The sequence below is a fragment of the Methanosarcina baltica genome (assembly GCF_055394095.1).
On the sequence record NZ_AP042463.1, the window covers coordinates 2138095 to 2153113 of the forward strand.

Consider the following 15019-nt stretch of genomic DNA (forward strand, 5'->3'; position numbering starts at 1 on the left):
CATAAAGTGATTCCCTTTCTGAAAATATGAAGTTATTTTTCAGCCATTCCTAAAGGTATCAAGAAATACATTAAGCATCAGAAATATTTGACGAAATAATTTCAATGCTTCATTATTATTCTGTGAAACATTATAGCAAAAGAAAAGAAAAAAGGTTAGAAATCGAGGTCGAGCCAAATTGATAATTAAACGTGTTGAGCAAATCCAGTTTCATTCCAGGGAAATAGGGGATTTGTGCCATAAGTCCAAAAACCTGTACAATTTCTCTGATTATATTATCAGACAGGAGTTCTTCAATAAAGGAAAATGGATCAGGTACAATAAACTTTATGGGCTTGTGAAGGCCTCTGAGCCTTACAAAGAGCTTCCTGCTAAATCTGCTCAACAGACTCTGAAAGTACTTGACCGTAACTGGAAATCTTTTTTCGAAGCTTTAAAATCTTACAAAAAGAATCCTGAACTTTTCACAGGCAAACCAAAACCTCCAAAGTATCTGGAAAAAAACGGGGAATACCTGTTAATTTTTACAAATCAGCAGGTCAGTATCAAAGACGGGGTGCTCAAGTTTCCCAAAGTAGTTCCGTTATCCATTCAGACAAGACTTCCTGATGATACTAATTTGAAAGAAGTCAGGATCATTCCAAAACACGCAGGATACACCTGTGAAATTGTTTTTGAAAAGGAAATCGAAGACCCCATACCTCTCAATTCCGGTCGAGTCCTGGGAATTGATCTTGGAGTTGTCAACCTTGCAACCATTGGAAACAATTTTGGAGAAAATCCAATTATTGTTAAGGGCGGGGTTGCCAAGTCAGTAAACCAGTTTTACAACAAGCAGAAAGCAAAGCTCCAGAGCACTTATGAGAAGCATGGAATCAAAACAGGAAAGAGTGTAGAAGTACTGACCCATAAAAGAAACTCAAGGATTAAAGACGTACTCCACAAACTGAGCAGGGCAATAATCAACTATTCTCTGGAAATGAACGTGGAGAAAATTATTATCGGAAGCAACCCTTTCTGGAAACAGAAAGTCAACATGGGTAAGAAAAATAACCAGAATTTTGCTCAAATCCCTCACAGTACCCTTATTTCAATGGTCGAATACAAGGCTGGAGAGGTTGGAATTTCGGTTGAACGGATTGAAGAGTCCTATACAAGCAAATGCTCTTTCCTTGATAATGAGCTAATGGAACACCATGAAGAATATCTCGGAAAACGGGTCAAAAGAGGGCTTTTCCGAAGTGCCACGGGAGTTCTTCTTAACGCTGATGTCAATGCAGCATATAATATGATTAGAAAAGCAATCCCTAATGCCTTTGCAGAGGGGATAGAGGGTGTTGTGCTTCACCCTGTTAGTGTTAATCCACTATACAAAGAACAGTTTATATCACAAATTCATAATAGTTTGTGATACTAATTAGGACTTTTCATAGCATAACCTCCTTCAATAGGAGACTCAGTTCCAAAAGTCCCGAGGTTCTTTAAAATACCTTATTTTCAAACTGCCTGCCGGTCAGGCCACAGGTCAGACTTTTATAGTCTGGCATCAAAATTCTTTAACTAATCTCGAAAGAAGCTTTGACCCACTTAAATTTAGTCCGCTTTATAGAGCGAAGTATTAGAAAAACTTTTAAAACTAATCAACCTTATCGAGTAGAATAATGTCCGAGAAAAAACTCCTTGAAATCAGAAATTCTTATTATCTCCCGGAAGACGTCCTGGAAAAAGTACACGGGGCAATTTCCGAAGACGTGGACAACATGGTAAGCTTATTTAAGGTCCTTTCAGACCCGACCCGGCTGAAGATCCTGAAAGCCCTGGAAGTCCGGAACCTTTGCGTCTGCGTACTTGTGGAGATCACGGACTATAAACACTCGGCCCTTTCCTACCATCTAAAACTTTTAAAAGAAGCAGACCTGGTAAACTCCCGGAGGGAGCGCAATTTCCAGATCTATTACCTGACGGAATTTGGGAACCTTCTCCTCAAATCCATTGAAAAGTACTTTTGAGGCTTTTCGAACAGGGTTATTATAGAAGAAAAAAACGAAATCAAAGGTCAGAGTTGATCATTGGAAACTACGGTGGTAAGCTTTGAGAACTTTACACCTTTCATGGACATGATGTTCTCTGCAAATTCCTTGATTTCCTCTCCGTCCCCGTCCAGGACGATTACTTCAAAACAGCTGTCATGGTCAAGGTGGATGTGGATCGAGGACTTTATCAGGTGGGTGTACTTGTGCTGAATATCAGCAAGAGCATTTGAAAGCCCGCGCTTTGTGTGGTCATAGATCACAGAGACTGTCCCGACCCGGTGACCTTTGATATCTCCCATCCATTCGTAATAGGATATGTAGTTCCTGATAGCATCCCTGATTCCTTCCGACCGGGAAGAGTAGCCTCTTTTATCGATAATTCCATCAAATTTAGTTAAAAGAGAGTCGGGGAGTGAAACCCCTATCCGCATAAGTTCTTTTTCCATAGAGTCACCAGATATAAGCTATATAATATACGAAATAATACTTTATGCATTGTACTTAAAACATTATATGTTTTTTTTCACAAAGAAATTAAGTTAAAAGAGTAACTTTTGCTCTTCATTTCAGGACTAAGTAATATTAACATTTCCGGTTTATTATTATTTATACTTACCTGACACATTGTGATGAAAATTATATAAATGGGGAGGCCACATGCCGCTTCAGCCTGCCCTTTATCTGCGGTCTACAAGCCGCTTCGGTCTGCCCTTTACCTTATGGAGTTCAAGCCCTCCGGGGCCCGTTAAATTGAAGAGAATTTTGAAAACCCCTTCCTCGGAAGCCCTGGAAAGTAGAGGTTTATAATTCAGAAAGGAACGCAGGAAATTCTCTTTTATAAGCGTCCTGTCACAGGTCTCCGGGTCTTTGCATTCCAGACTCAGCCGAAGGGTGACCTCTCCCTCGTCCTCGCCTCCGTACACGAAAGCCTCGTACTCCCCGGTAAGATATTCCAGGTTCTCCCGCTGAAAGACCCCCTTCTCCACATCCACTCTGTTAAAAGGAGTCCCTGCAACCCAGACCGTTTCAGCCTCTCGCTGGGGGGTCATGATTTTCATGTGCGTCCTCCCGCAGGGGCAGGTTTTCCGGGAAAGGACAACTGTGGTGTCTTCCGTATCGTAATTCAGGAGAAGGGTTCCGGCCTTTCCCCCAACAGGCAGGAGAGTGCTCAAAACCGTTCTCCCGCATTCCCCGTCAGGCACAAAACTCTCAAGCCGGGGGTCGTAGACGTCCAGGTGCAGGAGGTCTTCGGGCACGTGCAGGCCGGAAAGGTCGGTACATTCCCCGCACATGGTCCCTTCGGTGCTCCCGTAGGTATTGTAAACAGGACAATCCCAAATTTCGGAAAGATAGCTCCTCGCCTCCTCGGCAAAGGATTCGCCTCCCACGACCAGTTTTGAAATCCCACTTTCCTGAGGGTCGAGCCCCTCGGCCTTCATCCTCTTCGCAAGGTCCAGGAGTTTGAAGACACTTCCGACAATGCCCGTCGGGCTGTAGGCCTTTATGACTCTCAGGGGAAAGGTGCATTTACCTTCGGGAATGATTGCCATCCCGAGCTTCCGGGCCGCAAGGGTCATGGTGTTTGCGCCCACGTTCATCCCGTAGGAGGCGCAGACCACAACCCGGTCCCCTTTCCCGAAGCCCTGGGCCTGAAAGATCCGGGCGTACTTTTCCGCATAGCGTTCCCAGTCCTCCCAGGTCAGAAAAAAGCCTTTCGGGTTTCCGCTTGTCCCGCTGGTCTCATGGATGGTGTAGACCTCATCGAGCCCCACGCTCCTGAAAAGAAAATCATCGGTTTCCGGGGGCTGGTTTTCCCGGATAGTTTCCCCTGAGATGATAGGAAGCTCCAGAAGGTCCTCATGAGCCTTTATGTCCCCCGGCTTTACCCCGTGCTTCTCAAACCATTTCCTGTAAAAAGGAGAGTTTTCGGCCGCGTATTTTACCGTGTAGCGGACGCGCTCTTCCACAAGGGCATCGAGTTCTCCCCTGTCCATTGTCTCGATTTCAGGATCGTAATAAGCCTGACTGATGTTAAAACCCCCTTAAACGTATTTTCCCTGAATTCTATATTGGGCTGGGAGAATATCAGGGTATTCCAAAAATCCGGCAATTGGTCCTCGGTTAAGATAATAAATACACGAGAACTCAAATATATTCATAATGTTTGAGGCATACAGGCTCATCCTTTTTGGGTTATTTAAGGTTTATTATGATCTTGATAAGTATTAAACCATTTAATAAAGCTTAATTATCATATCTAGCTATTATTAAAGTTTATTTTGTAAATTTATTCCTTTTTTTAACTTTGTTTCTGAAAGTAACCTTATATTTAAGCCTGCCAATGTGGGGAATGTCAACCGGCAAGAAGTTGAAACCCGGTAAAACCACATCAGAAACAGACCCATAAGATCAAAAAATCCTGGCAGAAATGTCTGGCAAAAACTGCATTACCTGCTATGGAAATTCGTTTCCAAAGCAGAGTGGAGAAATCCGAACGTGGAACGGAATGCCTGAAAGTATATAGCATTCCTCCCAAGACTAAAGTCACAGGCATCCTGCCTGAGGAATCGAGGTGATTGTATGAAGATTTCCGGTATGAAAATAATATCCCTTATCTCAACTTTATTAATATTATCCTGTTTAATCCCCAGTAGTGCGTTTGCTGAGGGTGGTAGAGAAGCACCTCCCTTTGATTCGGGTGAACAATCTATTGATGTAATGAAAAGCCAAATGAACGAATCAATCTCCAGCATGATAGATAATCTGGAGGACTCGGAAGGGGATCTTGACGAGGACCTGGTCGATGAGGCAGAAGAACTCATTGATGAACTTGAGGGACTACAGACAGAACTTGACGACGTCGAAACGGATTCCGAATTGCTTGAGATAAAGACCGAACTTGATTCTTTAATTGAGGAAGCCTCTGATGACTTGAAGGATGTGTTTGGATCTATTGAACAGGGCGGACAGGGAATGAACTCTGATCAGGGTGGACAGGGAATGAACTCTGATCAAGGTGGACAGGGAATGAACTCTGATCAGGGGATGCAGGAAACTGAAGGCGAACCTGAAAGGGATCCATCGATGATGGAAAACAGGAGTCAGGCAAAAGACGAAAATGCAACAAAAGAAGACGGAGTACCTGAAGAAAGGAAAACATCCGAAGAAAGCTCTGATAGGGAAAATGAAAACGCTAAAGAAACGGAATCCGAAAGTACAGGTTTCTTTGGACAATTCTTAAACAGCATAAAATCTCTTTTCAGCTGAGCTTCCGAGCTCAGTTTCCAAATTTTAAGATCAACCCCACATCACAAAAAATTATTTGTTATATTTGATGGCGATTTTGAAACTCTGATACACCCCCTTTTACTCAAAGCATTTCTTCTTCCAGGTCCCGGACCCTGCAATCACAGCCCCTTTCCTTCAGGGTCCGGATGTTCCTCTTAAGGGTAGACGAACTCGTCCTGAACAGCCTTTCCGGTCGCAAGGGCCGGGTCAAGGGGGAAATGGTGCTTATCTGAACAAACCGTGGAATGACTTCGTAAACTCATTCTGGGAAAATACCGATGATTCACAAATCCAACATCTCAGTCTTTTTTATGTCATTACCAGGTCAGAGTCATCTAACTGAGCTGCGGGTGCATAAGCAACAGGAATGACAAATCTGTCGGGCAATCATTTTTAACCAAAAACCGGCTCAATTTCGGGAAATTCCACCATTTCTGTGGTTAAATACTCCCCGGAACAACGATGCTGGAATACCAGAGGGGAATACAGGAGGAATGCACCATGAAAATACCACTACAGAAAAACAAAAAATCAACGGATAAAATAGTCCGGAGAAAACTTCAATTATCCGTTTTAGCGATCTGCACCTGCACGGTGTTATGCCTGCTTGGATGTGGATGCGCCTCTGTCGGAGAGACCACTGAAACAAACCTCGGTGACACCGGACTGAACCGGTCAGTAGACTGGACAGAAGAAACGCATGGAAACGATGCAGCCCCAAACTATTCTGTCGTATTCCCCGAGGACGAGGTAAATGAGATCACCATTGCCATAAGTCCGGAAAATTGGCAGATTATGCTTGATGACATGACCTCGGAATTCGGAGAATTTGGCGGATCTTCGACTGCTCAGGCCGGAATGGGGGAAAAACCACAGGATAACTTTGATTTTGATCCGGTCACAGTTGCGGCAGACATTACTTTTAACGATACAGAATGGACAGATGTCGGTATCCGGTTCAAAGGGCAGTCAACCCTTGGAAATACCTGGACGGACGGTTCGTATAAGCTCTCATTGAAACTGAATTTTGACAAATTTGAAGATGAAAATCCCGACATCAAAAATCAGCGGTTCTATGGATTTGACGAACTGAACCTGAAAAGCGGATTCGGGGACAGCTCACTGATGAGAGATAAAATTGCCCCGGAAATATTCAGTGATGCAGGAGTTATTGCCCCTGATACTGCGTTTTACCGGGTGTATGTCGATTACGGAGACGGCCCCGTATACTTTGGCCTGTATACCATGATAGAGAGTGTTGAAGACACCCTTATTGAGACTGCCTTTACCGATGATTCCGGAAATGTGTACAAGCCTGAGGGAATCGGAGCCACGTTTGCAGAAGGCATGTTTGGCACAGAATATTTCGAGAAGAAGACGAACGAAGACGAGGAGGACTGGAGCGATGTGGAAGCATTGTATACCGTTCTCAATGACGACACCCGGACAACGGACCCCGAAGAATGGAGAGATAATCTGGAAGAGACCTTCAACGTTGATGGATTTATTCGATGGCTCGCCGTAAATACCGCGATCCAGAACTGGGACTCCTATGGAATCGCGAGCAAGAATTACTATCTCTACACCAGTCCTGCTGACGGGACAATTACCTGGATTCCCTGGGATAACAATGAGGCCATCTACGCGGGAAAGAATGCGGATACCACAGACAGGCAAGCAATAGAACGGCCGAATGGTGGGCAGACAAACACCAGCATCCCGGATTTCGGAGGAGATATGCAGCCGCCTGAATGGGCTGAGGATGAGGACACCCGGCCTCCCATGGGAGGGGACAGAATCATGGATGGCCAGCGGATGGCCCCGCCGTTAGAAGACACAGAGAATGCCGGCGGGATGCAGAACGGGGGTGGCCGGATGGGAACGCCGCTTTCGCTCACTCTGGATGAGGTTGACGATTCCTGGCCGCTTATTCGTTACCTGATGGACGACCCTGTGTATCATGCAATGTATCTGGATGACCTTGAAGACGTTGTCACAACCGTCTTTGAACCGGAAGCGATGGAAACAGCCTATCGGTTTAACCATGATCTTATTGAGCCATATGTCACCGGTGCAGAAGGAGAAACAGAAGGGTATTCCAATCTAAAGAGCACGAACGAATTTGATGCCTCACTCAATGAGCTCATCGAACATGCAGATAGCCGGTATGATGCGGTTATGGAATATCTTTCCACACAAACAGGGGGGTCTTCATGATTAATACATCCTCCACCCCTCTTTCTGGTCTCCCGGCAGAACTTGAACGGTTTGAAAAAATTACCCTTGAAGACCTGAAAAACTCAGATGCCCAGCTCCTCAACAGACAGGAGCGAAAATTCCTGATGACACGGGGCCAGTTCTCAGAACTTCTCACCGGCCTTTCCGGTTCATACAGTGTGCTCGAGATTGACCATTCCAGAATGAGCAGGTATTCAACCGAGTATTATGATACTGATTCATTCCTGACATATCTTCAGCACCACAACGGCAAAGCCAACCGCTTCAAACTGCGAATCCGTCACTATCTCTCATCAGGGGACTCCTATCTTGAAATCAAAGAGAAACTAAACACTGGAAACACTATGAAAAGGCGTATTCCTGTAGAGGGCGATACCAAACTCTCAGAGCCGGCCCCGGAGGCATTCCTTTCGTCCGCATTTCCATATGACTACCGGGCGTTCCACCCGGTTCTTACGACCGATTACACGAGAGTCGCCCTTGTTGCACGGGACCATCCCGAACGCATCACGTTTGATTTGAACCTCTCTTTCCAAACCGATGAATGCAAATATTCCTATCCGGATGTTGTTGTGGGAGAAATAAAACACAACTGCCCGCTGCGGCAGTCCCCTGCGGGTGCGGTACTGCATACTTTGGGAATCAGAAATACCAGCTTTTCAAAGTACTGCATCGGAATATCTCTTACCAAAACACAGGTGAAGCATAACCGTTTCAAGAAAAATCTGCTGCTCCTCGATAAACTCTCCAGAGGGGGCACCAGCATATGCTGAGCGATACAAACCTCATATTTGTCCTGGGTTTTTTTATCAATTTCCTGTTTGCGTTCATCATCATACGCTTCGTCTACTTCCCGCGGCAGAGTGAGCACACCTACATCTTCACGTTCCTCGCCTTCAATACGGTGATCTACTTCATCATGGGGCTTTTCACCAGCTTGGAGCTCTCAATCGGGGCCGGGTTCGGGCTGTTTGCCCTCTTTTCTGTGCTGCGTTACAGAACAGAGACGGTCCCGATTCATGAGATGACATACCTCTTCCTCATGGTTGCTCTCCCTGTCCTGAACTCGATACTTATCAGCAGCAGCCAGTACGAGGAAATGATTCTTACCAATGTGCTGATCACCGGAGTCATCTGGGCGCTCGAGAATGGCTGGGGATTTACCAACCGAATGCACAGCAAAGAGATTGTGTACGAAAAGATTGATCTGGTACACCCGGATAAACAGGAAGAAATGCTCGCTGATATCCGGGAGAGAACCGGCCTCTATGTCGTACGGTTTGAGATTAGCAGGATCGATTATCTGCGTGATACAGCGGATGGACGGATCTTTTATCTGGAAGAACCAGATGAATCAGGATCACGAATCCACGTCAAATAATCGGAGTCAACTACCCCACGCTGAAGAAGCTGTCCGACAATTCAATTTCAGGCAAAAACAGGCAATAATTCCCCGGTTTAGGCCCCCGCTTTTCGCTTTAATTCATCTTCCAGGTCCCGGACCCGGCAGTCGCAGCCCCTTTCCTTCAGGGTCCGGACCTGTTCCTCATAGGGGTAGACGAACTCGTCCTGAACAGCCTTTCCGGTCGCAAGGGCCGGGTCAAGGGGAGAGTGGTGCTTATAGCCCCGCGCGGTCATCTCCTTCACAAGGGCCTCGTGCCTCAGGTAAAGGGCCTTTAATTTCCCGACCCAGCGCAGGGTTTCGGGGTGATGCGCATAGGCTTTTTTGTTGTTCGTTATGATGGACCAGAGGGCGTGCAGTTCCCTGTGTTCGCCCAGCAGATGCTGCCTGCACAGTTTTTCAGGAGAGATGTCCCAGATTCTCATTTTTGTGACCTCAGAATAATTTAAAATTTGGGGCAGGATTTACCGGATCTTAGTTTCCAGCCCGAAAAAAGCTCTGATAATCTCCAAGATTATTTTTGTCCTGATATGTATTTACTCCCGACCGGGAATATATTAACTATGAAGAGGAGGACCTGTCTTAAAAGAAGTTCCTGCAAGCATGGCCTTTTGCGTCTCATCCCTGTGTTTTTCTTTTTCGCCCTTCTGTCGGGCATTTTCTTTACAGCTTCCCCCGCTCTTGCCCACGTACCCGAATTTGAGGAAGAGGGAAAAAGCCTTGCAGAGGCTGTCCCAGTCGAAAACCCCGCAAAGTCCAGGGTCCTCTATGGTCGGCTTGAAAGTCGCGGAGATGGGGAAAACGAGGAAAACGGGAGAAATATTCGATACTACAGCTTTGAGATGGAAAAAGGAGAGAGGATTCTGCTCAGCCTCCTCGTCCCGGCCCCTTTCCCCGAAGGTTTTGTCCCGGAAATGGCTTTACTGGGGCCGGGAATCTCCCTGCCCGAAACCCGGCCCGACAACCTGGAAATCCCTGCTGGGTACGGAGCAAAGATCTTCCCCGGTCGGTTGCCCGAAAAAGCTGCATACGAAGGCTTTACTCCGAGCGCATTTTATACCCTCGCCTCCCTCGACCTTGAAGCTCCGGAAAGTGGGACCTACTACGCAGTGGTCCGGGCTCCTTCAGGGAAAGGCAATTACGGGCTTGTGCTCGGCTACCTTGAAATATTTTCATTATCGGAATGGCTGCTTGTGCCCGCAGCTCAGATCAGGATTTACCGCTGGGAAGGCCAGATTTTGCCGCAAATTTTTGCCCCGCTGACCCTGACCCTGCTTCTCAGCGGCCTGTTCCTCAAACGACAAAAACCATCCACAGGCCCTTCAGGCCTGACAGGGACTCTTGCTGCCCTCTTTTTCCTGGGGACGGGGGCTTCCCTCCTCTTTCAGATGTTGCTCGCCCTGAGCCTGACAGCTTTTTCCCCTGAGGCTTTTATAACGCTCTTTCTGGCCCTTTCCCATATCGGGATTGGTGTCCTGGTCCTTTTCCTTTCCCTAAGGTCTGGAAAAAGGAGGGCATATTCCGGAATCTATTTCATTGGCCTGGGACTTGCGGGACTCTTCCTCTGGGCAGGCCTGTATGCGGGGCCTTTGCTCGCAGTTATTGCCGGCCTTATTCCTGAAAGAGGCGGAACGTAAAGGACAGGGGCTGAGATTCTGAAAGCGGAGTTCAAAACCCCGGCCTAAATTTCAAAAGGATTTTCAGGGGCCGGAATATTTTTCAATATAGGCCTTAACATCGAATTTTCGCCGGCAGCCCTCATAATTCATGTACCGGACCTTTCCATAGACTTCGCGTTCCTTCCAGGCCCGGTCATGGAGCCCGCCTATGCTCCAGGCAATTCCCACGTAACCGTTAGGGTCCCGCCCGTCAAGCTCGTAGCGGTCGTTTAAGCAGATGGCGATTTTCAGGGCCTGTTCCGGGGACTCGCTCCATTCCAGGATTTTCTTTGCCCAGTACATCCGCATGTAGCCGTGCATCTTGCCCCTCACCAGAAGTTCCCGCTGGCTTGCGTTCCAGAGAGGATCATGGGTCTTTGCAGCCTCAAACTCTTCAAGTGAATAAAGGTAGGGCCTCGGGTCCTGACGGTGAGCATCAAGTGACTGCCTTGCCCAGGCCGGAAAACCGTTAAAATTGTCGTAGTCCGGACTGTAGTAGCAGTAGTTGTCCGAAAGTTCCCGGCGCACGATAAGTTCTTCAAGGAAAGTTTCCTTTGACTCCTCGTTGGCATCCGCGTTTTTAACTTCGAGTGCCACCTGCTGGACCGAAAGTTGCCCAAAGTGCAGATAGGGAGAAAGGTCCGAAAGCCCGGCTTTCGTGGGGTTTCCACTATTAAGCCGGTAAGAGTCAAGGCGCTCCCGCAGAAAAGTTTTCAGCACTTTTCGGCCGGCTTTTTCCCCGGGCCTGAAATGCCCGGCTTCGAAGAGGGCGTCTCCCGAAAAACTGGAGTCTTGGATCCTTTCGGGCAGGAGGACTTCAATGTCGGAACCTTTCAAGCTGGAAACCTTTAGACCGAAAAGCTCCGATTCCGAACCCACAACTTTTTCCGAAATCTCCAAACCTTCCGACTGTTTTTCAAGTTTCGGAAACTCTTCCAGAAAAAAGGGCAGAAGGGCATGAATTTTCGGCCGGAAAGTCCGGGCCGCGTATTCCTGTTTGGGAGAGGCCAGCCAGCAGGGCACGATGTTGTGGGCGTCCACCTCATAAAAAGGGACGTCGATTTTCGATGCGGTTTTTTCCACCCATTCCTTTTTGATACGAAGGGGAGAAAAGTCTGTCAGGAGGGTGGAAACCCCGTATTTTTTAACAAAAGTGGGAATTACTTTTTCCGGCGCTCCCCTCAGGAAGAAAAAGGGAATACCCTTTGAGGTCAGGGCCTCCTCCACTTCCTGCAGACCCTTCAGCATAAACTCGTACTGCCTGCGGCCCGCACCCAAAAAGCTATCCGTAAGGCAGAAAAGTACGATCAAGGGCACGTCCCCTTCTCGGGCCAGGGCCTGAGAAAAAAGAAGCGCCCAGTTGTCTCTCGTCCGCTGGTCCCGGCTCATCCAGTATGCAACAGGGCCTTTTTTTGCCTTTCCGGGTTTCAGGGTCCGAATCCTTTCCGGGTTCATACTCTAAACTTGGGGGCGCTCGTATATAGGAAATTACAGAGGCCAAAAAAAGGGAGAGCTGAGGAGGTATGCCTTATGCAGGCAGCACCTGAAAACAGGCGGTACCCGAAAGCCGGAACTCAGCTCAAAGAGAAGCAAAAAACAAAAGCAGTTATCAAAACTCAAAGACCTGCCCGTCATAGCCCAGCGGCAGAAAACGAGACTCGACCTCATGCGGACGATATAAATGGCTCAGGTGGACCAGTACCGTTTCTTTTGCGTTGAGTTCTTCCCCAAGCTGCACGGCATCTTCCGAACTCATGTGTTTTACCACATGGATATGAGGAGGGGCAATGGCATCGGCTATCAGAAGGTCCGGCTTTTTCATGATTTCTAGACTGGCCCCGGGAATTTCTTTCGACGTATCTCCCGTGACCACCACTTTTTTGTCCCCGGCTCGAATCATGACCCCCACAGGAACTTCCACAGGCGGGTGATGTACCTTAAAGAGGGTAAACTCAAGCCCGATAAGCTTGAAAGGCCTGTAGAGTTCCATGTAGTGCATCCGGGGCTTTAAAAAGTAGACAAACTGGTGGATATAGTCCAGGGTCTCTTTGACCCCGTAAACATCAACCTTATTCTGAACTCTGTAAAACTCCCCGAAGCCGGAGTAGTGGTCGTAGTGCCCGTGGGTCCAGATAACCGCGTCCACCTTTCCGATTTCCTGTCCCAGGAGCTGCTCTCGCATGTCCGGGCTCGTATCGATAAGGACGCGGCCCTCGTCAGACTCGACCAGGACTGAAAACCGGAGCCTTCGGCTTTTTCCTCCTTCTCGGCCAGCCTTACATGCAGGACATGTACAGCCGATTTTCGGTGTCCCGGTGGCATCTCCGGTCCCGAGCAGGGTGACCCTCATTTTTTCCCAGGGCTCCCATAATCTTCGGTCCTGAACCCTTCCCGTTCGTCAAAGGCCTGCACGGCTTCCAGGAGGTCTAGCTGGGTCAGGACCTTGCGCTCTTCCAGAAGGGCACTCAGGACCGCTTCCCTGATAACCATGCGCAGGTCAGAGCCTGCATACCCCTCGGTCATTTCCGCAATTTCCTTTGTGTCAATGTCCCCTTCGATGCTTTTTGTCACAATGTCCAGGATTTCCTGGCGCATATCAAGGTCCGGGAGCGGGAAGTGTACGATTTCATCAAAGCGCCTCCAGGCTGCACTGTCCAGCATCCGGGGGTGGTTTGTTGCGGCGATCAGGAGTACCCCGTCTTCTACGAGGCTGATTTCGTCGATGGCCTTGAGGAGGGTGTTGACTGCCCGCTTGATTGCAGCGTTTTCGTCCGAGTTCCTGGCCTTTGCCACGAAGTCCAGTTCATCAATGAAAAGGATGCAGGGGTTCAGTTTCTTGGCCAGCAGGAAGACCCTGTCAATGTTTTTGGCGGTTTCCCCGAGGTACTGGTCAGTGATCATGGAAAGCTTAACTTCCACAAAGGGGATGGAAAGCTGCTCGGAAAGGGCCCGCGCAACCGAGGTCTTGCCTGTGCCCGGAGGCCCCACAAAGAGGAGTTTTCCGATATCGTGAAGCCCGATTTCCCGGAGGTAGTCCCTGTGCTTGATGGCTTTCATGATCTTTTCGACCTCGCTTTCCTGCTCCGGGGTCATGACAAGGTCTATAACTTTCTGTTTTACGTCTTCGGGAGCGAGGATGGACACGAGTTTGAGCATGTCCTCCCCCTTTTCCTCCTTCTCGATTTCGGCGATAAGGGACTCGATCCACTCTCTTCCAACTTCCTTTGGTCTGGTCCGGGCCCGGGCCCCTTCATAGCTTGAAGCTTCCCGTTTTTTGATTTCCCCGAAGTAATAGGCAAGCACGGGGTTGTTTTCGATTTTTTCCGCGTTTCCTTCCTGCCTTTCAAACCACTCCGCTCCGAGGTCAAAGGCACTGAGCCGGATTTCGGCAGTGGACCTGTCAACGTTTATAAAGGGCATGTTCTGTACGGTTTTTTCCACGTCTCGGATCTCATAAAGTTTTTCGATCTTCGAGAAGGAAACGTTCATCGGTCTGCGGACAGTCCTTTCCTTACTGCTCCAGTAGTTTTTACGAATTTCTTTAGGTAAGTCGTTGACGTCCAGTTTCGGATACCTGTTGTATATCTCCGCAGTAAGCAACAGTTCCACTATGTCAAATACGGTGCCGGCCATGTTTTTACCCATTGTATCTTGAATTCCTCTCAAAAATTCCGCTCATAGATGCTAGCCTCTCAAATACTAGCTTTGTCAAAAGTAAGCTGTATCAAAAGTCAGTTTACCGAACGCTGGTTCTCAAATGCTGGCTTTATGTCGTTAAACCTAATAGTTCACTTTCTTCCATAATATAGCTTACGTCAACGACCCTTCCCTAAAACCCCCGCCTGAATGCTCAAATTTTTGAAGAAGAGGCTTCCTGCTTCACAGCCCGAAGTAGCCAGTCTCCACCGATCCACATGCCCATCCCCTTTTTCAGGGGTGCAGGGTGGTATATAGTACACGATTTTCTCCAATAATTAAAAATCAAGATAGATATATGAAAAATAATTATATGATACATTTATTAATCAGAAAGACACTACTACATTCTTCATCTTTCCGGGGAAGCCTTACCCTTTTTAAACAAATACTCGCCTAATTTCCGAAAAAAATATTAGAGAAAACATTTTAGAGTAGACATTTTAGATTAAACTTCAATAAGCTGTTAACAATAAGCTGTTAACAATAAGCTGTTAACAATAAGCTGTTAACAATAAGCTGTTAACAATAAGCTGTTAACAATAACCTGTTAACAATAACCTATTAACAATAAGCTGTTAACAATAACCTGTTAACAATAACCTATTAACAATAACCTGTTAACAATCAAATATTAGCAATGAAATATTAGCAATCAAATATTAGCAATTCATTATTATTCAACACATAATTATCAATTCACC

General features: G+C 47.2%; 13 protein-coding genes. 7 read left to right on the forward strand and 6 right to left on the reverse strand.

Annotation, left to right across the window (positions count from 1 at the left end; translation table 11 throughout):
• Positions 1-178 precede the first annotated feature (178 nt).
• Entirely contained in the window at positions 179-1411 is a 1233-nt protein-coding gene (locus ACZ5QV_RS09310) for an RNA-guided endonuclease InsQ/TnpB family protein (protein WP_464599560.1), read from the forward strand.
• A gap of 250 nt (positions 1412-1661) precedes the next feature.
• Entirely contained in the window at positions 1662-2009 is a 348-nt protein-coding gene (locus tag ACZ5QV_RS09315) for an ArsR/SmtB family transcription factor (RefSeq protein ID WP_464599561.1), read from the forward strand.
• A gap of 47 nt (positions 2010-2056) precedes the next feature.
• Here ACZ5QV_RS09315 and nikR read toward each other — a convergent pair whose 3' ends face one another.
• Together nikR and ftsA are read right to left on the reverse strand one after the other, a co-directional pair.
• Positions 2057-2479 carry a nickel-responsive transcriptional regulator NikR gene (gene nikR, locus ACZ5QV_RS09320; protein WP_464599562.1) on the reverse strand — a complete coding sequence of 141 codons (423 nt, stop codon included), beginning with the start codon at positions 2477-2479 and terminating at the stop codon, positions 2057-2059.
• A gap of 231 nt (positions 2480-2710) precedes the next feature.
• On the reverse strand, positions 2711-4063 hold the full coding sequence (ftsA, locus tag ACZ5QV_RS09325) for a coenzyme F390 synthetase (RefSeq protein ID WP_464602078.1): 1353 nt from the start codon (positions 4061-4063) through the stop codon (positions 2711-2713).
• 550 nt (positions 4064-4613) lie between these two features.
• Between ftsA and ACZ5QV_RS09330 the strand changes: the two genes are divergently transcribed.
• From ACZ5QV_RS09330 to ACZ5QV_RS09345, 4 genes are all read left to right on the forward strand, one after another.
• On the forward strand, positions 4614-5300 hold the full coding sequence (locus ACZ5QV_RS09330) for a hypothetical protein (RefSeq protein ID WP_464599563.1): 687 nt from the start codon (positions 4614-4616) through the stop codon (positions 5298-5300).
• A 522-nt stretch (positions 5301-5822) separates the two neighbouring features.
• A complete protein-coding gene (locus ACZ5QV_RS09335; protein ID WP_464599564.1) occupies positions 5823-7538 on the forward strand; it encodes a CotH kinase family protein in 1716 nt (571 codons plus the stop codon).
• The gene (locus tag ACZ5QV_RS09340) at positions 7535-8332 is read left to right on the forward strand and encodes a polyphosphate polymerase domain-containing protein (RefSeq protein WP_464599565.1); all 798 of its coding nucleotides are present in this window, start codon (positions 7535-7537) and stop codon (positions 8330-8332) included. The genes ACZ5QV_RS09335 and ACZ5QV_RS09340 overlap by 4 nt, the downstream gene beginning before the upstream one ends.
• Entirely contained in the window at positions 8326-8940 is a 615-nt protein-coding gene (locus tag ACZ5QV_RS09345) for a DUF4956 domain-containing protein (RefSeq protein ID WP_464599566.1), read from the forward strand. Before ACZ5QV_RS09340 ends, ACZ5QV_RS09345 begins: the two co-directional genes overlap by 7 nt.
• Before the next feature lie 77 nt (positions 8941-9017).
• On the opposite strand, the gene ACZ5QV_RS09350 is transcribed toward ACZ5QV_RS09345, so the two are convergent.
• Positions 9018-9386 carry a pyrimidine dimer DNA glycosylase/endonuclease V gene (locus ACZ5QV_RS09350; RefSeq protein WP_464599567.1) on the reverse strand — a complete coding sequence of 123 codons (369 nt, stop codon included), beginning with the start codon at positions 9384-9386 and terminating at the stop codon, positions 9018-9020.
• 138 nt (positions 9387-9524) lie between these two features.
• Between ACZ5QV_RS09350 and ACZ5QV_RS09355 the strand changes: the two genes are divergently transcribed.
• Positions 9525-10598 (forward strand): hypothetical protein, encoded by a 1074-nt coding sequence (locus ACZ5QV_RS09355; RefSeq protein WP_464599568.1) that lies wholly within the window; start codon positions 9525-9527, stop codon positions 10596-10598.
• A 63-nt stretch (positions 10599-10661) separates the two neighbouring features.
• On the opposite strand, the gene ACZ5QV_RS09360 is transcribed toward ACZ5QV_RS09355, so the two are convergent.
• The 3 genes from ACZ5QV_RS09360 to ACZ5QV_RS09370 all read right to left on the reverse strand — a co-directional run bounded on the left by ACZ5QV_RS09360 (position 10662) and on the right by ACZ5QV_RS09370 (position 14252).
• Positions 10662-12074, reverse strand: a complete 1413-nt coding sequence (locus ACZ5QV_RS09360) for a deoxyribodipyrimidine photo-lyase (RefSeq protein WP_464599569.1) — start codon at positions 12072-12074, stop codon at positions 10662-10664.
• A 154-nt stretch (positions 12075-12228) separates the two neighbouring features.
• Positions 12229-12969, reverse strand: coding sequence for an MBL fold metallo-hydrolase (locus ACZ5QV_RS09365; protein WP_464599570.1), 741 nt, complete (start codon positions 12967-12969; stop codon positions 12229-12231).
• Complete coding sequence (locus ACZ5QV_RS09370; RefSeq protein ID WP_464602079.1) at positions 12966-14252, reverse strand: AAA family ATPase; 1287 nt, start codon at positions 14250-14252, stop codon at positions 12966-12968. Before ACZ5QV_RS09370 ends, ACZ5QV_RS09365 begins: the two co-directional genes overlap by 4 nt.
• Between the last annotated feature and the right edge of the window lie 767 nt (positions 14253-15019).